Origin of the sequence: Brevundimonas sp. (genome assembly GCF_035999125.1) — a bacterium.
Taxonomy (GTDB): Bacteria; Pseudomonadota; Alphaproteobacteria; order Caulobacterales; family Caulobacteraceae; genus Brevundimonas.
This window is the reverse complement of record NZ_DASYGX010000008.1, coordinates 1-20462: the sequence shown is the minus strand read 5'-3', so window position 1 is coordinate 20462 and position 20462 is coordinate 1. Positions and strand designations below refer to the sequence as shown.

The 20462-nt window shown below is 70.0% G+C and carries 17 protein-coding genes; 9 read left to right on the top strand and 8 right to left on the bottom strand.

Annotation, left to right across the window (positions count from 1 at the left end):
* Positions 1–3: 3 nt before the first annotated feature.
* The gene (gene ispH / locus VGN45_RS08300) at positions 4–975 is read right to left on the bottom strand and encodes a 4-hydroxy-3-methylbut-2-enyl diphosphate reductase (protein WP_327461303.1); all 972 of its coding nucleotides are present in this window, start codon (positions 973–975) and stop codon (positions 4–6) included.
* A gap of 143 nt (positions 976–1118) precedes the next feature.
* Here ispH and VGN45_RS08295 point away from each other — a divergent pair, with 143 nt between their 5' ends.
* From VGN45_RS08295 to VGN45_RS08265, 7 genes are all read left to right on the top strand, one after another.
* Positions 1119–1781, top strand: a complete 663-nt coding sequence (locus VGN45_RS08295) for a Tat pathway signal sequence domain protein (protein ID WP_327461302.1) — start codon at positions 1119–1121, stop codon at positions 1779–1781.
* On the top strand, positions 1778–3538 hold the full coding sequence (gene argS / locus VGN45_RS08290) for an arginine--tRNA ligase (RefSeq protein ID WP_327461300.1): 1761 nt from the start codon (positions 1778–1780) through the stop codon (positions 3536–3538). The genes VGN45_RS08295 and argS overlap by 4 nt, the downstream gene beginning before the upstream one ends.
* A 46-nt stretch (positions 3539–3584) precedes the next feature.
* Complete coding sequence (locus VGN45_RS08285) at positions 3585–3836, top strand: FitA-like ribbon-helix-helix domain-containing protein (RefSeq protein WP_327461298.1); 252 nt, start codon at positions 3585–3587, stop codon at positions 3834–3836.
* Positions 3833–4243: a type II toxin-antitoxin system VapC family toxin gene (locus tag VGN45_RS08280; protein WP_327461296.1), complete on the top strand. Its 411-nt coding sequence runs from the start codon at positions 3833–3835 to the stop codon at positions 4241–4243. Before VGN45_RS08285 ends, VGN45_RS08280 begins: the two co-directional genes overlap by 4 nt.
* Before the next feature lie 4 nt (positions 4244–4247).
* Complete coding sequence (locus tag VGN45_RS08275; RefSeq protein ID WP_327461294.1) at positions 4248–5267, top strand: adenosine deaminase; 1020 nt, start codon at positions 4248–4250, stop codon at positions 5265–5267.
* Between the two features lie 129 nt (positions 5268–5396).
* Positions 5397–7970 carry a TonB-dependent receptor gene (locus VGN45_RS08270; RefSeq protein ID WP_327461292.1) on the top strand — a complete coding sequence of 858 codons (2574 nt, stop codon included), beginning with the start codon at positions 5397–5399 and terminating at the stop codon, positions 7968–7970.
* Between the two features lie 49 nt (positions 7971–8019).
* Complete coding sequence (locus VGN45_RS08265; RefSeq protein WP_327461290.1) at positions 8020–9675, top strand: alkaline phosphatase D family protein; 1656 nt, start codon at positions 8020–8022, stop codon at positions 9673–9675.
* An 84-nt stretch (positions 9676–9759) separates the two neighbouring features.
* Here VGN45_RS08265 and VGN45_RS08260 read toward each other — a convergent pair whose 3' ends face one another.
* The 7 genes from VGN45_RS08260 to VGN45_RS08230 all read right to left on the bottom strand — a co-directional run bounded on the left by VGN45_RS08260 (position 9760) and on the right by VGN45_RS08230 (position 17537).
* Complete coding sequence (locus tag VGN45_RS08260; protein ID WP_327461289.1) at positions 9760–11550, bottom strand: M3 family oligoendopeptidase; 1791 nt, start codon at positions 11548–11550, stop codon at positions 9760–9762.
* A 115-nt stretch (positions 11551–11665) separates the two neighbouring features.
* Positions 11666–12289 carry a hypothetical protein gene (locus VGN45_RS08255; RefSeq protein ID WP_327461287.1) on the bottom strand — a complete coding sequence of 208 codons (624 nt, stop codon included), beginning with the start codon at positions 12287–12289 and terminating at the stop codon, positions 11666–11668.
* 13 nt (positions 12290–12302) lie between these two features.
* The gene (locus VGN45_RS08250) at positions 12303–13706 is read right to left on the bottom strand and encodes an MBOAT family protein (RefSeq protein WP_327461285.1); all 1404 of its coding nucleotides are present in this window, start codon (positions 13704–13706) and stop codon (positions 12303–12305) included.
* A 1-nt stretch (position 13707) separates the two neighbouring features.
* Complete coding sequence (locus tag VGN45_RS08245) at positions 13708–14901, bottom strand: GDSL-type esterase/lipase family protein (protein WP_327461283.1); 1194 nt, start codon at positions 14899–14901, stop codon at positions 13708–13710.
* Positions 14898–15749: a GDSL-type esterase/lipase family protein gene (locus VGN45_RS08240; protein WP_327461281.1), complete on the bottom strand. Its 852-nt coding sequence runs from the start codon at positions 15747–15749 to the stop codon at positions 14898–14900. Before VGN45_RS08240 ends, VGN45_RS08245 begins: the two co-directional genes overlap by 4 nt.
* Before the next feature lie 328 nt (positions 15750–16077).
* Positions 16078–16491, bottom strand: a complete 414-nt coding sequence (locus VGN45_RS08235; protein WP_327461279.1) for a DUF2177 family protein — start codon at positions 16489–16491, stop codon at positions 16078–16080.
* Complete coding sequence (locus VGN45_RS08230; RefSeq protein WP_327461277.1) at positions 16488–17537, bottom strand: cyclopropane-fatty-acyl-phospholipid synthase family protein; 1050 nt, start codon at positions 17535–17537, stop codon at positions 16488–16490. The genes VGN45_RS08235 and VGN45_RS08230 overlap by 4 nt, the downstream gene beginning before the upstream one ends.
* 302 nt (positions 17538–17839) lie before the next feature.
* On the opposite strand from VGN45_RS08230, the gene VGN45_RS08225 reads away from it, so the two are divergent.
* Both VGN45_RS08225 and VGN45_RS08220 read left to right on the top strand, forming a co-directional pair.
* Positions 17840–19189, top strand: a complete 1350-nt coding sequence (locus VGN45_RS08225; RefSeq protein ID WP_327461275.1) for an NAD(P)/FAD-dependent oxidoreductase — start codon at positions 17840–17842, stop codon at positions 19187–19189.
* Between the two features lie 104 nt (positions 19190–19293).
* Positions 19294–20124, top strand: coding sequence for a DUF1365 domain-containing protein (locus tag VGN45_RS08220; RefSeq protein WP_327461273.1), 831 nt, complete (start codon positions 19294–19296; stop codon positions 20122–20124).
* Positions 20125–20462 lie beyond the last annotated feature (338 nt).

The window sequence follows — 20462 nt, the reverse complement described above, 5'->3', positions numbered from 1 at the left end:
CCTCTACGCCGTCAGCAGCCTAGGAAGTTTGAAGGTGACGGTCTCGCGCAGGCCGTCGTCCTCGCTGACTTCAGCGTCGAAGCGCGCGCACACGGCGTCGACGACTCCTTGGACCAGGGTCTCGGGCGCCGAAGCGCCTGCCGTCACGCCCAGCGACTGCACGCCGTCGAACCATGACCAGTCGATGGCCGAGGCGTCGTCCACCAGATGCGCGGCGGCGGCGCCGGCGCGCAGGGCGACCTCCACCAGCCGAACCGAGTTGGAAGAGTTCTTCGATCCGACCACCAGCACCAGGTCGCTGACTTCTCCGAGACGCTTCACCGCCTCCTGACGGTTCGTGGTGGCATAGCAGATGTCTTCCTTGTGCGGATCGGGCAGTTCCGGGAACCGCCGCTTCAGGGCCGCCAGGATTTCGGCCGTGTCGTCCACCGACAGCGTGGTCTGGGTGGCGTAGGCCAGAGGGGCGTCATGCGGCCGCACGAACGCCTCGGCGTCCTCGACCGTCTCGATCAGGCTGATCGCCCCTTCCGGCAATTGCCCCATCGTGCCGACGACCTCCGGATGGCCGGCGTGGCCGATCAAAAGGATGTGCCGCCCCGCTGCGTGGTGCCGCTCCGCCTCCACATGGACCTTCGAGACGAGGGGGCAGGTGGCGTCCAGGAACAGCATCTCGCGCGACCGCGCCGTCGCCGGGACGGACTTAGGCACGCCATGTGCGGAGAAGACGACGGGCCGGTCGTCGGGGCACTGGTCCAGTTCCTTGACGAAGACCGCGCCCATGGCTTTCAGCCGATCGACCACGTGCCTGTTGTGCACGATCTCATGCCGCACGTAGACCGGCGCGCCGTACTTCTCCAGTGCCCGTTCGACGATCTGGATCGCGCGATCCACGCCGGCGCAGAATCCGCGCGGCGCGGCCAGACGCACGGTCAAGTGCGGGCGCTTTGGCGGGGAAACGGCAGCTTCGACGGTCATGCCCGTCTTCTACAGCGCGGACCTGCCGCGCGCCACCGCGCGGCGTTTGCCGCGCCTCGCTTTAGCCGCTATCAGCGACGAGCGTCACACCGGGCGGGGGCATGCAGCCGCACGCCCGCCCTTCCAGCCGGATGTCCAAGATCATGCGTCGCGTCTTTCCGCTTTTTCTCGCCGCCGGCCTGGCGTTCGCGGCCCTGCCGTCCGTCGCCGTCGCCCAATCCCAGGGCGGCCGAGGAGAGACGGCCGACGGCCAACAGGCCGACCAGCGGGATCGCCAACCGCGGATCGCGCCCTTGTCACGGCGCGCCAACGCCGGTCCGTGTCCGACCGTGCGAATCCTCTACGACGCGGCGCGTTACGTCGAACTGGCGGACGGTCGTCCCCGCGCCGCGAGCGTCGGCTGGACCGGCGAGATCGAGGGCGTCACATCCGAGTGCACCTATCGTAACGACGACCCCATCACGATCGACATGAACCTGCTGTTCCGGCTCGGCAAGGGACCGGCGGCCCAGGGTGAAGGCCGGACGTATCGCTATTGGGTCGCCGTCACCGCCCGCGACCGCGCGGTTCTGGCCAAGGAATATTTCGATCTGCCGGTGACGTTCGCGGAAGGCGCGGACCGCATGGAAGCCCGCGAACTGCAACAGATCGTCATCCCCCGCGCCACGGCCACCACCTCGGGCGAGAATTTCGAAGTCCTGATCGGTTTCGACGTCACACCGGCGATGGCCGAGTTCAACCGCGGCGGCAGCCGATTCTGCGTCGACGCGGTCGGAGCCGATCCGGGCACCTGCGTCCGCAGATGAGCGCGCTGAGAGCCGATCTCGGCGAAGCGGTCGCGGCCGCCTTCGCCGCCGAAGGCGTGGACGCGTCGGGCGTGCGCGTGACCGCGTCGGACCGGCCCGACCTGGCGGACTTCCAGTCCAACGCGGCGCTTGCGCAGGCGAAGGCGACCAAGGCCAATCCGCGCGATCTGGCCGGGCGCGTGGCGGCGCGGCTTGAAGGCGATGCGCGCCTTTCGGCCGTCGAGGTCGCGGGCCCGGGCTTCATCAACCTGAAGGTCGCCGACGCCGCCCTTTCGGCCCGCGCGGCCGAGATCGCGGCCGACGCCGCGCGAGCGGGCGCCGAAGCCGTGGCCGAGCCGCGCCGCGTGGTCATCGACTTCGCGGGGCCGAACGTGGCCAAGCCGATGCATGTCGGCCATCTGCGCAGCTCGATCATCGGCGAGAGCCTGAAGCGCCTGTTCCGCCTCCGCGGCGACGTCGTCTGGGGCGACGCCCACTTCGGCGACTGGGGCTTCCAGATGGGGCTGCTGATCACCGCCCTGGCCGAAGAAGGTCGCGCCGACGCTTTCCTGGCCGAAGCCGGCCCCTTCCCCACCGAAAGCCCGGTGACGCTGGAAGATCTGGAGCGACTGTATCCGGCCGCCGCCGCCCGCGCCAAGGAAGAGCCTGAGTTCCGCGACCGCGCGCGCAAGGCGACGGCTGCGCTTCAGACCGGCCACGCCGGTTACCGCGCGCTTTGGGCTCATTTCGTCGCCGTCAGCCGCACCGCGCTGGAGCGCGAGTTCTCGGCCCTGGGCGTCACCTTCGACCTGTGGAACGGCGAGTCCGACGCCGACCCCCTGATCCCCGACATGGTCGCAGACTTGAAGGCGCGCGGCCTGGCGGAGTTCGACCAGGGCGCCTGGATCATCCGCGTGTCCGAAGAGGGCGAGAAGCGCGAGCTGGCGCCCCTGCTGCTGGTCTCGTCCGAAGGCTCGGCCATGTACGGCACCACCGACCTGGCCACCATCCTGCAGCGCCGCCGCGAGCAGGATTTCGACCTGGTGCTGTATTGCGTCGACGCCCGTCAGGGCGACCATTTCGAGCAGGTGTTCCGCGCCGCCTACAAGGCCGGATACGCGACACAGGGCCAGCTGGAGCACGCCGCCAACGGCACCATGAACGGCGCGGACGGCAAGCCCTTCAAGACCCGCGCGGGCGGGGTTCTGAAGCTGCACGACCTGATCACGATGGCGACCGACAAGGCGCGCGAGCGCCTGCGCGAAGCGCACCTCGGCGAGGACGCCTCGGCGGAAGAGTTCGACGCCATCGCGCACAAGGTCGGCGTCGCCGCGCTGAAGTTCGCCGATCTGTCGAACGGCCGGACCACCAGCTACGTCTTCGACCTGGACCGCTTCACCAGTTTCGAGGGCAAGACCGGACCCTACCTGCTGTATCAGGCCGTCCGCATCAAATCCCTGCTGCGGAAGGCCGCCGATCAGGGCGCGGAACCCAGCGGCATCGCCGTCGCCGAACCGGCCGAGCGCGATCTGGCCCTGACGTTGGACGCCTTCGAACAGGCCGTGGACGACGCCTACGCCAAGCGCGCCCCGCACGTCGTGGCTGAACACGCGTATCGGCTGGCCCAGAGCTTCTCGAAATTCTACGCCGCCTGCCCGGTGCTGGCGCCGGGACACGAAGCGACGCGCGGCTCGCGTCTGGCCCTCTCGGCGGCGGCCCTGCTGCAGCTGGAGACCGCGCTCGGCCTTCTGGGCATCGACGTGCCGGACCGGATGTAGCGGCCCCTCCTCCTACGTGCTATATATGATAGCACAGGAGCTGCCGATGCCCGCAAACCTGCACGTCCGCAATGTCGACGACGACATCATCGCCGCGATCAAGAAGCGCGCCGCAGAGAACGGCCGTTCTGCCGAAGCCGAACACCGCGCCGCGTTGGAGAAGGTGTTCGGCGGCATGACTCGCGAGGAATGGGATCGACGCGCCGAAGCCTTGAGCCATTCGATCCTGGCACGCCGCGGCGGCGTGCCGCTCCCGTCTTCCGTGGATTTGATACGCGAAGACCGCGACACGAGATGATCGTCGTCGATGCCAGCGTCGTCATTGCGGCGCTGCTGCCGGAAGCCGAAACCGTGGCGGCGAGGGCTCTTCTGGCCGACGAAACGTGCGTCGCTCCGGACCTTCTCGTGAATGAATGCGTGAATGCCCTTTGGCGTAACGTGACGGCCGGGCATCTTCTCGAACATGAGGGCCATGAAGCCGTCGCCGTGCTCACGAGCGCGGGGATCGTACTCGAACCTTCCCTTGGCCTGGCCGGGCGCGCACTGGCTCTCTCGTCGACGCTGGATCACCCGGCGTACGACTGTTTCTACCTCGCCTTGGCCGAGCGCCGGGCAGCGCCCATGGTGACGCTCGACGGCAAGCTGGCCCGCAAAGCTTGGGGCAATGCCGCTTGCCGCGCTTCCGTTCGGTTGTTGGAGCCATGATGTCATGACCGATCTCGCCGCCTACGTCGCCGACCTGCCGAAGGCCGAACTGCACCTTCATATCGAGGGCTCGCTGGAGCCGGAGCAGATGTTCGCGTTCGCGCGGCGCAACCGGGTGGCCATTCCGTTCGACAGCGTCGAGGCGGTGCGGGCGGCGTACGACTTTTCCAACCTGCAGGACTTCCTCGACATCTACTACGCCGGGGCCGACGTGCTGCGGACGGAGGAAGACTTCCACGAACTGGCCCTGGCTTATTTCCGGCGGGCGGGGGCGGACGGCGTCACGCACGCCGAGATCTTCTTCGACCCGCAGACGCACACGGATCGCGGCCTGCCGTTCGCGGTCGCGGCCGACGGGCTTCTGGCGGGCATGAAGGCGGCGGAACAGGAGCTGGGCGTCACCTCGAAACTGATCCTGTGCTTCCTGCGCCATCTGGACGAGGACGCGGCGTTCGACACCCTGCGTGCCGCCGAGCCTTGGCTGGACCGCATCGTCGGCGTGGGCCTGGACTCCTCCGAGGTCGGCCACCCCCCGTCCAAGTTCCAGCGCGTCTTCGCCCGCGCCCGCGACATGGGGCTGAAGCTTTGCGCCCACGCCGGCGAGGAGGGCCCGCCCGAGTACGTCCATGAAGCGCTGGACCTGCTGCACATCGACCGAATGGATCACGGCAACCGCTCCATGGAGGACGAGGCTCTGATCCGCCGGTTGGCCGACGAGCGCATGACTCTGACGGTCTGCCCCCTGTCGAACCTGAAGCTCTGCGTTGTGAAGGACCTGAAAAGCCATCCCGTGCCGGAGATGCTGCGGCGCGGCCTGCACGTCACGCTGAACTCGGACGACCCGGCCTATTTCGGCGGCTATGTGAACGACAACTACGTTCGCCTGGCCGAGGCTGTGGGCCTGACCCGCGACCAGCTGACGCGGATCGCCCGCAACAGCTTCGAGGGCAGCTTCCTGACCGAAGCGGAGAAGGCCGCGCGGATCGCAGAGGTCGACGCCTGGGCCGCCGAACACGCCCACTAGGCATCGTCTGCGACCGGCGGACTTGACGACGAACGGACGCCCTACCGTCACGCTTGTGCAGCCGCGCCGTCGCGGGCCGGACATGCGCGCCCGCTAGGGCCGGTTCCCTGAGTTCAAGGGGGAACCATCATGCGTCGTCACGTCACCCGTTCGTCACTGCTTCTGGGAGCCGGCGCCCTGGCCCTGTCCTTCGCCGGCGCCGCCCGGGCCCAGGATCAGGAGCCCGAGGTCACGCGCGTCGACGACGTCGTCGTCACCGCCCAGCTGCGCGAGCAGGACCCGGTCGAGGTGCCCTTCGCCCTGACGACCTACACCGGCGAGTTCCTTCAGGACCTCGGCGTCCAGGAGTTCGACGCCCTGTCGGCCTTCGTGCCCGGCTTCCTGGTGCAGAACCAGTCGCCGAACAACCCGGGCTTCGTGATGCGCGGCATCACCTCGGATTCGGGCGAGGCCACGGTCGAGCCCCGCGTCTCGGTCTATCAGGACGGCGTCTCGATCTCGAAGTCGCGCGGCAGCTACGTCGAGCTGTTCGACCTGGCCCGCGTCGAGATCGCCAAGGGCCCGCAGTCGACCCTGTACGGCCGCGGCGCCCTGATCGGGGCGGTCAACCTGGTGCAGAACAAGCCCGTCATCGGCGTCTACGAAGGCGACTGGGGCGTCAGCTTCGGCAGTCTGGAGCGCGCCAATTTCGAGTTCGCGTCGAACCTGCCCATCGGCGAAACGGTCGCCGTGCGCCTCGCCGGCCGGCTGAAGGACCGCGACGGCTACGTCGAGAACCTGCTGGGCGGGCCTGACTACAACGGCGTGGAGACCGAGGCCTTCCGCGTCTCCGTCGGCTTCGAGCCGTCCGACGCCTTCCGCTACGACGTCATCGCCAACTGGCAGGGCGACGAGGGCACGGGCACCTCGTTCAAGTCGCGCCAGTACTTCCCGGCCGATCCGGCGACCGGCGCCGTCCTCGGCGGACGTGAACCTTGGGAGGGCGCGGCGCTGACCCCGCGCGCCGACTTCGACGGCGGCAAGGAGCTGGGCCTCGACCGCGAGGTCTGGGGCGTCACCGGCATCGGCGAGTGGGCCTTCACGCCGTCCCTGACCCTGACCTCGATCACCGCCCACCGCGAGTTCGACAGCTATGAGACCTTCGACGCCGACGGCATCTCCCTGCCCGTCCTGACGGCCGCCGAGGACGCTCGCGGCGAGCAGACCAGCCAGGAGTTCCGCCTGGCCTGGGACGGCGGCGACCGCGTCTCCGGCTTCGTCGGCGCCGCCTGGTTCCATGAGGACGGCAGCCAGCGCGCCGTCACCCAGTTCGACGAACGCATCGCCCTGACCCAGGTGGCCGGCCTGCTGGACGGCAATCCCCTGTCCGCCGGGAACAACACCCTGCCCTTCATCGCCTACGGCAACCCGGCGCTGATCGACCCCATCCTGGGCGGTCTGGGCCTGCCCGCCCCCGTGCGCCCCGGCATCCGCAACAACCTGAAGCCGGCCCACATCGAGGAGGGCACGAACAGCCAAGAGCTGACTTCGTACGACCTCTTCGGCGACGTCACCTTCCGCCTGACCGACCGCTTGGAAGTCGCCGCGGGCGTGCGCCGGACCACCGATGAGAAGACCGTCGGCTATTCGGCCTCGGTCACCAACGGCCGCTCGGTGCTGGGCGGCCTCTTGGCCCTGCCGGCCTATCAGGCGCAGATCAACGCCCTGATCGCCCAGGGCACGCCCCAGTCGCTGGCCCAGGCCGCCGCCCTGGGCGCCTTCGTCAACAATCTGATCGTCCAGCTGGCCACGCCGGGCGCCGCGACGGCTCCGTTCTCGGCCGCCTTCCCGGCCTTCGGCCTCGGGGTTCAGCCGACGGCGAACAACGGCGACTTCGTCTATCAGGATCTGGAGGACGACGGTCTGACCTGGCGTCTGACCGCCCGCTACGACCTGGGCGACGACAGCGCCGTCTACGCCAACTACGCCCGCGGCCGACGGCCCCAGGTGCTGGCGGCGCGTCCGCCGGCCGTCCCGTTCGGCGCCCCGACCTTCACCCCGGTGGACGAAGAGACGGTCGACAGCTTCGAGGTCGGCTACAAGACCGCCCTGAACGACGGCCGCCTGCGCTTCGACGGCGCGGTGTTCCACTACAGCTACGAGAACTTCCAGACGACCGTCCAGGAAGGCACCCGCTTCATCACCACCAACGCCGGCGAGGCGACGTCCTACGGCTTTGAGGGCCAGGTTTTCTGGATCGCCTCGGAAACCTTCGACGTCTTCGGCACCTACGCCTTCAACCGCTCGCGCTTCGAAAGCGGCATCTTCGACGGCAACAGCTTCCGTCTTTCGCCGGACCACATGGCCTCGGTGGGGCTGAGCTGGCGTGTGCCGTTCGCCGGCGGCGATCTGGAGTTCCAGCCGACCTACACCTGGCAGTCCGAGACCTTCTTCAGCGACGACAACGACATCCCGTCGCTGCAGGTCTCCAACCTGGTGCCCGACACGGCGCAGGACGAGGTGCAGGACGCCTATGGCCTGCTGAACCTGCGCGTCCGCTGGGCCCCGCTGGACGGCGGCTGGCAGGTCGAGGCCTACGGCGACAACCTGCTGGACGAAGAGTACATCAAGGACGCGGGCAACACCGGCGACGGTCTGGGCCTGCCGACCTTCATCGCCGGCCGCCCGCTGGAATACGGCGTCGGCCTGCGCATCCGCTACTGACCCTGAAGGCCGGGTCTCCGGACCCGGCCTGCCTGCCTCGGAGGGCCGCATGGCCGAACTTCACCGCCGCGGCCTGCTGGGCCTGCTGGCCGCCGGATCCACGGTCCCGACGGCGGCGAGCGCCCAGCCCGCGCCCGCCTTCCTGCACGGCGTGGCCTCCGGCGATCCGCTCGCCGACCGCGTCGTCCTGTGGACCCGCGTCACGACCGACGCCCCGGTCCAGGTCGACTGGCGCATCTGGCCGTGGGGCCAGGCCCGACCCGCGCGCCCCACGGGCCGCGTCACCGCCGGCGCCGAGCGGGACTTCACGGTCAAGATCGACGCCGCCGACCTGCAGCCGGGTCGGGACTACGCCTTCGACTTCGCCGTCGGCGACGTCGTCTCGTCCGTCGGCCGCTGCCGCACCCTGCCGGTCGGCCCAACCGAGGACGTCGTGGTCGCGGTCGCCTCGTGCCAGCTGCACCCCGGCGGCCTCTTCAACGCCTATGCGGCGATAGCGGAGCTGGAGCGGCTGGACGCCGTGATCCACCTCGGCGACTACATCTACGAATACGGTGCCGGCCCCGGCGACTACGGCATGGCCACGGGCGCCGCGCTCAGCCGCATCCCCCAGCCGCCGCATGAGATCGTGACCCTGGCCGACTATCGCCTGCGTCACGCCCAGTACAAGTCGGACCCCGATCTGCAGGCCGCCCACGCCCGCGCCGCCTTCATCTGCGTCTGGGACGACCACGAGGTCACCAACGACGGCTGGCTGAGCGGCGCCGAGAACCATCAGCCGGACACCGAGGGCGACTGGGCCACGCGCAAGGCCGCCGCCATCCGCGCCTATGCCGAGTGGATGCCGATCCGCGAGCCGCAGGGCGGCCTGACCGACGCCATCTACCGTTCCTTCCGGTTCGGCGACCTGATGGCCCTGCACATGGTCGAGACGCGCCTGACCGCCCGCGCCGAACAGCTGGACTACGCCCGCGACATGGGCGTGGTCGACGGCGCGCCCGACCTGGCCGGGTTCGAGGCGAAGCGGAACGATCCGTCGCGCGACCTGCTGGGCGAGCCCCAGCGCGCCTGGCTGTCGGAAACGCTCAACCGGCACCGCGACGCCGCCTGGCAGGTGATCGGCAACCAGGTCGTCATGGCCCGCGTCGCCGGCCCCGACGTCACCGCCGTCGCAAGCCCGCAGCAGATCGAGGCCGCGCTCTCGTCCCTGCCCGCCGAGGTCGCCGACGGCCTGCGCAAGGTCATCCCGCTGTTCAAGGCCGGCCTGCCGTTCAACCTCGACAGCTGGGACGGCTACCCCGTCGCCCGGGAGCGCCTGTACGCCCAGTTCGCCCAGGCCGGCGTCCAGCCGATCGTCCTGGCCGGCGACAGCCACGCCTTCTGGGTCAACGAGCTGAAGGACGCCTCGGGCGCGCGGCGCGGCGCAGAGTTCGGGACCAGCTCGATCTCCAGCCCTTCGCCCGGCGACGCCGTGGGCGCCATCCCGCTCGGCCCCCTGCTGGACCAGGCCAACCCCGAGGTCGTCCACTGCGACCAGAAGGCCAAGGGCTTCCTGACCCTGACCGTCACCCGCGACGCGGCGACGGCGGAGCTGATCGCCGTCTCCACCCTCTTCGCCAAGCCCTTCGAGACCCGTTCCCTCGGCCGCTGGCGGGTGGAGAAGACCGCCGAGGGGATCACGGCGCCGATGCGCGTGCGGACCTGAGCTCACTTGGAGCGCGGACCTCCAGGTCCGCGACACCGTCGAGCGAGCAGACGCGGACCTGGAGGTCCGCGCTCCTTTCGAGGATCAAACCAGCCCCTCGAACTCGTTCATCAACCGTTCCAGCCGCTTCGTGCCGATCGTCCAGAACGCCGGGTCGCGCGGGTTCAGGCCGAACGGCTTCAGCGCCTCGACGTAGGTCTTGGTCCCGCCGCCGGCCAGCAGATCACGGTACAGCGGCGTGAACCCCTCCGGATTCGCCCGCCGCGTCTCCATCAGCGCCGCCGTCAGCAGGTCCCCGAACGCATAGGCGTAGACGTAGAAGGGCGAGTGGACGAAGTGGCTCACATAAGCCCACCACACGTCATAGCCCTCGTTCAGCGTCACCGCCGGCCCTAGCGACGCGCCCATTTCCTCCAGCCAGATCTGCCCGATCCGCTCGACCCACAGCTCGCCGCCCGCCCGCTCGTCGTGGAACCGCGTCTCGAACCGGTGGAAGGCGATCTGGCGCACCACCGTGTTCAGCCCGTCCTCGATCTTGCCCGCCAGAAGCCCGCGCCGCTCCGCCGGCGTCGCCTCGGCCAGCAGGCGGTCGAACGTCAGCCCCTCGGCGAAGATCGACGCCGTCTCCGCCAGCGTCAGCGGCGTGTCGGCCAGCAACGTGCCCTGATCCGCCGCCAGCGTCTGGTGCACGCCGTGACCCAGCTCGTGAGCCAAGGTCAGCACGTCGCGCCGCTCGCCCATCCAGTTCAGGAAGACGTAGGGGTGCCGGTTCGCCGTCACCGGGTGGGCATAGGCGCCCGACTGCTTCCCTGGCCGTGCGCGGGCGTCGATCCACGGCCGGTCGAAGAAGCCCCGCGCGCGATCGGCGAACTCGGGCCCCAGTGCGGCGAAGCTGTCCAGCACCACCTCGCGCCCCTGCCCCCAGTCGAAGGTGCGCGGCGCCCGGGTCTCCAGCGGCGCGTTACGGTCCCAGTGGTCCAGCGCCGGCTTGCCCAGCACCTTCGCCTTCAGCGCATAGTAGCGGTGCGACAGCCGCGGATAGGCCCGAGCCACCGCCTCGGCCATGGCGTCGACCGCCTCGCCGTCCACCTCGTTGGCCAGATGGCGGCCGTCCGCCGGCCGGACGAAGCCGCGCTTGCGGTCCTCCAGCGCCTTCTCCGCCGCCACGGTGTTCAGCACCAGGGCCAGCGTCCGCGCCTCGCCCTTCAGCGCCTCGGTCAGCCCCTCCGCCGCCGCCTTGCGCCGCGCCGGCTTGGGATCGGACAGGCGGTTCAGCGCCTCGGCCAGCGTCAGCCCCTCCTTGCCGACCTTCAGCGCCGCCAGCGTCTCGTCGAACAGGCGCGGCCACTGCGCCGAGATCGGCATGCGCTCGGCCAGATAGGTCTCCAGCTCCGGCGACAGCTCGTGCGGCTTCTGCGCCCGCACCCGCCGCAGCCACGGCCGCCAGCGCGCGGCCCCCGCATGCGCCGCCAGCGCCGCCTCGATCTCGGCCTCCTCCAGCCGGTTGATCTCCAGCGTCAGCCAGACGGTCGGCGTGGCCACGGCGGTGATCTTCTCCCGCACGTCCGCCTCGAACCCCTGCGCCGCCGCGTCGTCCCGCGCGGTGGAGGCGGCCAGGAAGGCATAGGCGGCGATCCCGCCCAGCGCGTCCGACGCCTTTTCATAAAGGCCGATCGCCCGGTCCAGCCGCGCGCCCAGTTCCGCCGGCTCGGCCCGCGCCGCGACCAGCCGGCCCTCAATCCCGCCCATCTCCGCCACCGCCGCCCGCGCGGCCTCCAGATCGGCGGCGATCCGCGCGTCCTCTCGCGAGGCGTACAGGTCGGACAGATCCCACAGCGGGGCGTCGGCGTCGGGGCTCTTGAAGGGCGCGTTCATGCAGACGGGTATGGGGGGCGGGTCGCGGTGGGGCAAGGGAGGCTGCCCTTCTCCCCTTGCGGGAGAAGGTGGCTCGCGAAGCGAGACGGATGAGGGGGCTTTCGCCGCGCGCCCTTCAGGCAGCCCCCTCATCCGACCGACTTCGTCGCCCACCTTCTCCCGCAAGGGGAGAAGGGGTTGATTGCGACGTCCCCCACTCCGCGTCCCGCGCCGTCTCATAGGCGTCGCGCACACCCTGGCGCGGCAGGTCGGCGCCCAGCAGCGCCGCCTGCCGGGCCCACACCTCCGACACCCCGCGCACCGTGTCGGTGACCCAGCCCGGCGCCTGCTGCCGCGACCAGTTGGGCACGGAGGCGGCGTTGAAGATCGCCATGAACGCCGTCACCACCAGGATCACCCGCGTGGTCCAGCGCCGGTCGCGCGCGGCCAGCCCGTCGTCGTCCGGCGGCGGGCCGGGCGGAAAGGCGAAGCGGGCCATGGTCTTCAGCCGGTTCTCCCGCTCGATCAGGTCGTGGGCGTCGGCCTTTTCGTTCCAGTCGCTGGGCGGATCCGGCTCCGGCGCGACGACCGCGACGGCAAGAGGTACGACCACGGCGGGCTCCGCCGCGACCGGCGCCGGCTCGGGCTCCAGCGGCGGGAACGGCGAGAACGCCGGCTGTGCCTCGAAGACGGGGAACGGATCGGGTCGCTCGGTCTCTTCCGGCGGGCGGGGGTCGTTCGGGTCGGTCGGTCCGGTCACCGCGCGCCTCCCGTCAGAACTGGAAATAGATGAAGGGCGCCACGCCCTCGGGCCGCACCGCCTCGATCAGCAGGAAGGCCGCGCCGATCAACAGGCCCAGGGTGATCGACGGCGCCTCCTTCAGGCGGGCGGTCATCCCTTCCACCGCGCGCGGCGGCAGCCAGTGCATGCCCAGGCCGATCACGATCAGTCCCAGCAGGAAAGGCGTCGTCACCGCGACCGGCCCCCAGCGTCCAAGCCCTTGCAGCATGGCGACGGCAAGATCGAACGTCTCCGCCCGGAACAGGATCCACCCCAGGCAGACCACGTGGAAGGTGATCAGCACGCCCAACCACATCGGGACGACCGACCGGCCGCCCAGCAACTTCTTGCCGACCCGCTCCACCACCTGCGCCCCGCCGTGCAGCGCGCCCCACAGCACGAAGGTCCACGCCGCCCCGTGCCACAGCCCGCCCAGCAGCATGGTGATCATCACGTTGATGCTGGAACTGACGACGCCCTTCCGCCCCCCGCCCAGCGGTACGTACAGATAGTCCCTCAGCCAGCTGGACAGGCTGATGTGCCACCGCCGCCAGAACTGCTGCATGGAATGGGCGCGATACGGCTGATCGAAATTGCGCGGGAAGGAATAGCCCAGCAGCGCCGCGATCCCGATCGCCATGTCGGAATAGGCCGAGAAGTCGCAATAGATCTGGACCGCGTAGCCATAGACGGCGGCGGCGATGTCCAGGGCCGAATGGGCGGAGGGATCGAAGAACACCGGGTCCACCAGCCGCACGGCCAGCTCCGACGCGATCACCGTCTTCTTGAACAGGCCCCAGACGATCAGCAGCAGGCCGTGCGTCGCCATCTCGCGCGTCAGGCGCGGCACCCGGTCGAACTGGGGCAGCAGGTCCGACGCCCGCACGATCGGCCCGGCGACCAGGTGCGGGAAGAAGCTCATCAGCAGCATCACGTCCAGCAGGCTCTTCGCCGGCTCGGTCGTGCGCCGATGCACGTCGACGACGTAGCTGATGCCCTGGAAGGTGAAGAAGGAAATCCCCACCGGCAGCACGATCTGCAGCAGCGGCAGATCCCGCTCCCAGCCCACGCGCGCCAGCAGTTGCCCCATCTCCTCGACGAAGAAGCCGTAGTATTTGAAGAAGCCCAGGATCAGCAGGTTGACCGCCACGCCCAGCGCGACCAGCCACTTCCGCGTCGAGGGCTTTTCCTTGCGCGCGATCAGCGCCGCCACGCCCCAGTTCAGCACCGCCGACAGGATCAGCAGGCCGACGAACCGCCAGTCCCACTGAGCGTAGAAGAACCAGCTGGCCAGCAGCAGGAACAGCTTGCGCCGGCCATTCTCGCGATCCAGCGACCACGAGGTGAAATAGACGAACAGGAAGAAGACGCCGAAGGCGAGCGTCGGGAACAGCATCCTAAGGCGTCCCGGCCCGGGCCGCCTTCCAGGCGTCGTAGGCGCCGATCAGGTCGTCGGCCAGCAGGCCGCCGATCCACTCGCCGCCGGCAGAGGTGAAATGCACGCGGTCGCCGCGCATCATCGGGTCGCGCGCCGTCGCCAGCCGCTCCGCCGAACACGCTCCGCCCATCCGCCCCTGCCAGTCCCAGAACGCGACGCCCGTCTCGGCCGCGACCCGGCGTTGCAAGTCGCGCACCCGCGCCAGACTGCGCGGCGGCCCGCGCTCGGCCGCGCCCGGGCAGGTCGTCGCCTCGCCCCGCCTCAGGGCGTCCGGCGCGCCCAGGATCAGGATCGCCGCGTCCGGCGCGAACCGCTTCAGCCGCCAGATCTGGTCGCGCAGCTGGGCCTCGTGCGCGAACAGGTCCAGCCCGTCGTCGAACCCCTCGTTGGTGCCGTAGGCCAGGATGATCAGGTGGGGGTTCAGCGGCTCCAGCTCGCCCCGCACGGTCGCCTCGTCCCGCGCCGCGAAGTCGGCCAGGGTCTCGCCCACATGCCCGACGTTCGACAGGATCACCCCCGGCGTCGGCCCCTCCAGCCAGACCCCGTCCAGCCCGCCGTCGGCCGTCCGCGACGTCAGGGTCAGCGTCCGCGCCCCCGCCGCGATCGGCATGAAGCGGCAGCGCGAGCCCAGGATCTGCGCCGGCTCCGGCTTCGCCCCGTCCGCCGCCACGTCCCACAGCCCGTCGCGCCCGCACAGGCCCAGCCGCGTCGTCTCCGCCTCCGGATCCAGCGCCAGCGTCAGCACGTCGCCTGTCCCGGGCCGCGCCGGCCCGCCGAACAGCCCGGTGCGCTCCGCGTTCACATAGCCGCCGACCCGCGCCGGCCTCGGCGCCCAGCTCCACCCGGTCGCGGTCACCACCACCTGTCGCGGCGCATAGCCCTCGAACGGCACGCCCGGCGCCACATAGCCGCGCCCGCCGCGCCCAAACCGTCCCTGCAGACGGCTGCGCACCGTGCCGGGGATCACCTCGCCCGCCGTGTGGCTGTCGCCGATCTGCAGCACGTGCACCTTGATCGGCTCGCCCGCCTCCAGCGCCGCCAGATCCTCGAACCACGGCGTCAGAGCCTCGGCGCCGCACACTCCGCCCGGACAGGTCTGGGCCACGGCCGGGCCGGCCAGGGCCAGCAGGGCCACCGCCAGCAGGGCTCTCACTCGGCCAGCCCCGCGTCGCGCCGGATGGCCGCCTCGACCGGCCCGGCCAGCCGCAGATAGCCGTCCATGCTCATGTGGATGCCGTCGTTGGCCCGCATCAGCCGGCGCCGTCCGCCCACCTCGGCATAGGGCATGTACTCGCCGTCGGCGTCCGTGGTCAGGCCCACCGTCTCCAGCCACGGCACGCCCAGCGCCTTCATCCGCGCCTCGACCACCTCGTTGACGATCGCCATGCGCCCGTCGAAGCCGTCGCGCTTCATGCGCGGCATGCCGACCCAGTAGACGACCACGCCGCGCGACCGGAACAGACCGACCAGGTCGTCGATCCGCCGGCCATAGGCGGCCTTCCACCCCGGCGTGCCGAAGTCATGGATCACGCCGCCGTCGTCGATGCCTTGGGCGTCGTTGGTGCCGAACACGACCACCGCCACGTCCACCGGCGCCTCGTCCAGCTGACGCGTCGTCTTGGCCTGGATGTTCACATAGTCGTAGCGCGACAGGCCGGTGGAGACCTCGCTGAACTTGGTCACCTCGACGCCCGCGTCGTCGCGGAACTCGCGGTACAGGGCCGCCCAGACGCCGTCGCCCATGCTGTCGCCGAACACGCCGACGCTCAGGTTCCCGGCCTTGGCCCTCAGCACCGAGGCGTCCTGCACAGGGACCGCGGGAGCCGCGGGCGGCGCTGCGACCGGCTCCGACGCCGGTTCCGGACTGGCGGAGGCGTTCGCCTGCCCGCCCAGCATCAGCGTCGGCGACCGCAGCCAGGCGCGGCCGTCGGGCGTCAGGGCCAGACCGCCGACCACGCCCGCCACGAACATCGCGGTCACAGTATTGACGCCGAACTTCACGCCCGCCCCCGGTTAACCCTTCGGAGGCGCACCCTTACCCGAAATCCTCCGTTCCGCCACCGCGCGCGCGTGTCAGGCGAGGGAAAAGGTTAACCCCCCGGCGGTGCGGAGAAAGCGCTGGTTCATCACAAAGGACACCAAGAAGACGCCAAGGACACAAAGGGACCGAGCACTGGCCGCCGCAGGCATTTCGACTTTCAGAAGAACAAGGCGCTGCGCGCGACGACGAGCGCGGGCCCTTCGTGTCCTTGGTGGCTTCTCTTTCTTGGTGTCCTTGGTGAAGAACCTACAGACGGGGCCCCCTCGCTCGCCTAGGCGCCGCCCGATCTCAGCCCCAGCGCCCCTCCGCCCAGCGGGCCGCGAGGTAGCCGCCCGTCGCCGTCACAGCCGTCAGGGCCGTGCCCCAGACCATGTCGATCATCGTCAGCCGCGTCGACCACACCGACAGCGTCGCCTGATTGGTCAGGTCGTATGTGCCGTAGGCGATCAGCCCCAGCACCGCCCCGTTGATCAGCGCCCGCGTCCACTGCCCGTCCTTCAGCGCCGGCGCGATGGCGAAGAAGCAGATGCCGAAGATGTACAGCAGGTAGAAGGCCACCGCCGCCTTCATGTCCGGCTTGTCCGCCATGATCGCGCCGATCACCGGCCGGTACAGCCGGTCCGCCATCGTCGTCAGCCAGACGGCGTCGATCGCCGCCATGGTGATCGCCGCCCCCAGATATCCCGCGACCCACTTGATCATGCTTCGGCTCCCGTCGGTTTCAGCAGGTAATGGCTCACGGCCCAGGTCTTTCCGTCGTCGTTGCCGAACAGGCCGGCCGTGGCCAGGTAGAACCGCCGCCAGCGCCGCCGCCACAGCTTCCAATCGGCTCCATAGGTCCCGCGCATCAGATCCGACACACGGTCCACGTTCAGGTCCATGTTCTTCAGCCAGTGCTCGGCCGTCCGCTGATAGTGCACCCCGTTCCAGGTCCACTCCCGCTCCACCTCGAACAGATCGGGGAACCGCCGCATCAACCCTTTCGACGGCATCACCCCGCCGGTGAAGAAATGCTGGGCGATGAAGTCGCCGGTGTCCGAATGGTCGAACCGATAGGGGGCGGCCCTGTGGGTGAAGATGTGGATGAACATCCGCCCGTCCGGCTTCAGCCAACCCTTCGCCCGGGTCAGCAGGGCCCGCCAGTTGGCCATGTGCTCGAACATCTCGACCGAGACGATCCGGTCGAACCGCTCATGCTCCGCCACCTCGGGTCGGAAGTCGTTCATGTCCTGGGTGATGACCGTCAGATTGGTCAGACCCCGCGCCGCGGCTTGCGCCTCTATGTGTCCGCGCTGCCCGTGGCTGTTCGACACCGCCGTGATCCGGGCCCGCGGATACCGCTCCGCCATCCACAGGCTCAGCGAGCCCCAGCCGCAGCCCAGCTCCAGGATCCGCTGCCCGTCCTCCAGCCCCGCGTGCGCGCAGGTCTCGGTCAGGGCCAGCACCTCCGCCTCCGCCAGCGTCTCCGACCCCGTCGGATACAGGCAGCAGGAATACTTCAGCCGCGGCCCCAGGCAGATGCGGAAGAACTCCGGCGGCAGCTCATAGTGCTGGGCGTTGGCCGCGTCGGCGTGTTCGGCCACCGCGCGCCTGGCCATGTCGGCGGCGAAGGCGGCCTCGTCGTGCGGCGCCTCCCGATCCAGCCGCTTGCGCGCCTCGGTCACCAGGGCGGCGATCGCCGGCCGCGTCACGAAGTCGGGAAAGGGCGCGTCCTGCAGGTTGCGGATGGCGGCTGTGGCCGGATTCATGTGTTGATTTCGTCCCCTGATCGACCTCGACGCCCGCGACCAACGCGCGCGCCTGCGGACCGGCTCCGCTTGTGCGTCATTACTACGCGACGAGTCTTGTGTCGGATGCCCCACATCCATGACATGAGGCGTAACGTAGCTGCCACGGAGCCTGATCCGCTAAGACGGAGCCGCTTCGCGGTTCCGCCGATGCGGTGAATCAGGCTCCAGCATTAATGCGAGAGCATGATTCACGCTTTTGCCGTAACCGCTTCGCGGTTCCGGCAAAAACGATCATGCTCTGGCGCAGATCTGGAGACGCCATGACCACCTTCGCCGCCACGCACGCCGCCCGCAAACGGATCGCGGTCGTCGGTTCCGGCATCTCGGGACTGTCCGCGGCGTGGCTCCTGTCGAAGGCCCACGACGTCACCCTGTTCGAGGCCGACGACCGGCTGGGCGGCCATTCCAACACCGTGGACGCCCCCTCCCCCGCCGGCCCCGTGGCGGTCGACACCGGCTTCATCGTCTTCAACGAGGCGAACTATCCCAACCTGACCGCGATGCTGGCCCACCTGGGCGTCGCCACCAAGCCGGCGCTGATGTCCTTCGCCGTCTCCATCGACGAAGGCGCGCTGGAATACTGCACCCAGGGCCTGCGCGCCCTGTTCGCCCAGAAGCGCAACTGGGCCAGCCCCCGCTTCTGGCGCATGATCGGCGACATCCTGCGCTTCCAGAAGGAGGCGCCGCGGCAACTCTCGGAACTGGAGGCCAGCGGCGAAAGCCTCGACGCCTGGCTGGGCCGCTGCGGCTACGGCCCCATGTTCCGCGACGCCTATCTGCTGCCCCAGGCCGCCGCCATCTGGTCCTGCACCCTGGAGCAGATGACCGACTATCCGGCCGCGGCCTTCGTCCGGTTCTACATGAACCACAACCTGCTGACCTACGACCTGCGCCCGACCTGGCGCACCATCGACGGCGGCAGCCGCGAATACGTCGATCGTCTGGGGCAGGCGCTGGAAGGTCGCGTGGTCACCGGCGCCCGCATAGTCGGCGTGGTCCGAGACCAAGACGGCGCCGCCCTGCGCATGGCCGACGGCACGCTGCATCGCTTCGACGACGTCGTGCTGGCCACCCACTCGGATCAGGCGCTGCGGCTGCTCGAGGCGCCGACCGCCGCCGAGCGCCGCCTGCTGGGCGCCATCCCCTATCGCGCCAACCGCGCCGTCCTGCACCGCGACATCTCGCTGATGCCGCGCCGCCGCAAGGCCTGGGCCGCCTGGACCCACATGGGCCGCTCCGACCGCGCGGGCGAAGGCGGCGTCACCTACTGGATGAACGAGCTCCAGTCCCTGCCGGGGCCTCCCCTGTTCGTCAGCCTGAACCCGGCGCGCGAGCCCGACCCCGAACTGGTCATCGGCGAATGGGATTATGAGCACCCCGTCTTCGACGTCGCCGGCGTGGCGGCTCAGAAGGAGCTCTGGAGCCTGCAGGGACAGGGCGGCGTCTGGTTCGCCGGCGCCTGGTTCGGCGCGGGCTTCCACGAGGACGGCCTCCAGGCCGGCCTTGCGGTCGCCGAGGCCATCGGCGGCGTCCGTCGCCCGTGGCAGGTCGAGAACGAAAGCGGCCGCATCCACCTGACGCCCGCCCCCGACCTCGCGGAAGCTGCGTGATCCACAAATCCTCACCCGTAGGGGGAGGAGGACCGCCGGAGCGCAGCGACGGGGGTGGAGGGGGATGGCCGCATCCGTCGGCGCCCGCCGCTTCTCCCCGCGATTTGGATTATGCCCCCTCCACCCCGTCGGGCTCCGCCCTCCGCGGTCCTCCTCCCCCTACGGGTGAGGATTTCAAAAGCGCCCTCTACGTCGGCCACGTCGTCCACCGCCGGCTGGCCGACTTCGACCACCGCCTGCGCTATCGCACCTGGATGCTGCTGATCGACCTCGACGCGATAGAGGCCGAGCGCCCGCGCCTGCTCTCCCGTCGCCGTTTCTCTCTGCTGTCCTGGCGCCCGTCCGACCACGGCGACGGTTCCGCCGTGCCGCTGCGCGCCCAGATCGAGGCCGCGCTGGCTCAGGCCGACGTCCACCTCGACGGCGGCCCGATCCGTCTGCTGACCATGCCGCGCGTGCTCGGTTACGGCTTCAACCCGATCAGCGTCTGGTTCGCCCACGGCCCCGACGGCGCCCTGCGCGGACTGGTGCACGAGGTCACCAACACCTTCGGCGAGCGGCACAGCTACGCCATGCCCGCCGGCCTCGCCCCCGACGGCCACGCCCGCCATGCGACGGACAAGACCCACTTCGTCTCGCCCTTCATGGACGCGGCCCTGACCTATGAGTTCGAAGTCCAAGCCCCGGACGACCGCGTCTCCGTCGCCATCCTGGCGAAGCGCGACGGCCGCCCCCTGCTGACCGCCTCCTTCGCCGGCGACCGCCGCCCCCTGACCGACGCCTCGCTGGCCCGCCTCTTCGTCACCCACGCCCTGCTGACCTTCAAGGTCACCGCCGCCATCCATTGGGAAGCCCTGAAGATGCTGCTCAAGGGCGCCCGCTACCGCCACCGCCCCAGGGCTCCGGACCACCCGGTCACCGTCGGCCGCGCCTGACCCGCCTCCCCCCGTTAAAGCGCACGCCTTCCTGACCCGCCCCTCTCTCTGCGGGAGAGGGCTTGAGGCTCGCAGAGCGTCAGCGATGCGCCAAGCCGAAAGGGTGAGGGGCCCCCTCTCGCCCGCAGCCCCTCACCCTTTCGCGTTTCCAATCGCTCCGCTCTTGGACGCTCAAGCCCTCTCCCGCCGGGAGAGGGTGCGGCGCCTTGGGTCGGGAAGTCGTGACGACTTCTCCCGTCTTTCCTCGCTCTTTCAACGCGCTGCGTTTTTCCATCCGCGACTTTCCGACGTCGGTTTGGGCGTGGGGCAGCATCTGGGGGTTCCGTCGCGGGGGAGGG

Coding starts and splice junctions, on each gene's coding strand:
- ispH (WP_327461303.1), bottom strand. CDS start 975: ATGACCGTCGAAGCTGCCGTTTCCCCGCCAAAGCGCCCGCACTTGACC.
- VGN45_RS08295 (WP_327461302.1), top strand. CDS start 1,119: ATGCGTCGCGTCTTTCCGCTTTTTCTCGCCGCCGGCCTGGCGTTCGCG.
- argS (WP_327461300.1), top strand. CDS start 1,778: ATGAGCGCGCTGAGAGCCGATCTCGGCGAAGCGGTCGCGGCCGCCTTC.
- VGN45_RS08285 (WP_327461298.1), top strand. CDS start 3,585: ATGCCCGCAAACCTGCACGTCCGCAATGTCGACGACGACATCATCGCC.
- VGN45_RS08280 (WP_327461296.1), top strand. CDS start 3,833: ATGATCGTCGTCGATGCCAGCGTCGTCATTGCGGCGCTGCTGCCGGAA.
- VGN45_RS08275 (WP_327461294.1), top strand. CDS start 4,248: ATGACCGATCTCGCCGCCTACGTCGCCGACCTGCCGAAGGCCGAACTG.
- VGN45_RS08270 (WP_327461292.1), top strand. CDS start 5,397: ATGCGTCGTCACGTCACCCGTTCGTCACTGCTTCTGGGAGCCGGCGCC.
- VGN45_RS08265 (WP_327461290.1), top strand. CDS start 8,020: ATGGCCGAACTTCACCGCCGCGGCCTGCTGGGCCTGCTGGCCGCCGGA.
- VGN45_RS08260 (WP_327461289.1), bottom strand. CDS start 11,550: ATGAACGCGCCCTTCAAGAGCCCCGACGCCGACGCCCCGCTGTGGGAT.
- VGN45_RS08250 (WP_327461285.1), bottom strand. CDS start 13,706: ATGCTGTTCCCGACGCTCGCCTTCGGCGTCTTCTTCCTGTTCGTCTAT.
- VGN45_RS08235 (WP_327461279.1), bottom strand. CDS start 16,491: ATGATCAAGTGGGTCGCGGGATATCTGGGGGCGGCGATCACCATGGCG.
- VGN45_RS08230 (WP_327461277.1), bottom strand. CDS start 17,537: ATGAATCCGGCCACAGCCGCCATCCGCAACCTGCAGGACGCGCCCTTT.
- VGN45_RS08225 (WP_327461275.1), top strand. CDS start 17,840: ATGACCACCTTCGCCGCCACGCACGCCGCCCGCAAACGGATCGCGGTC.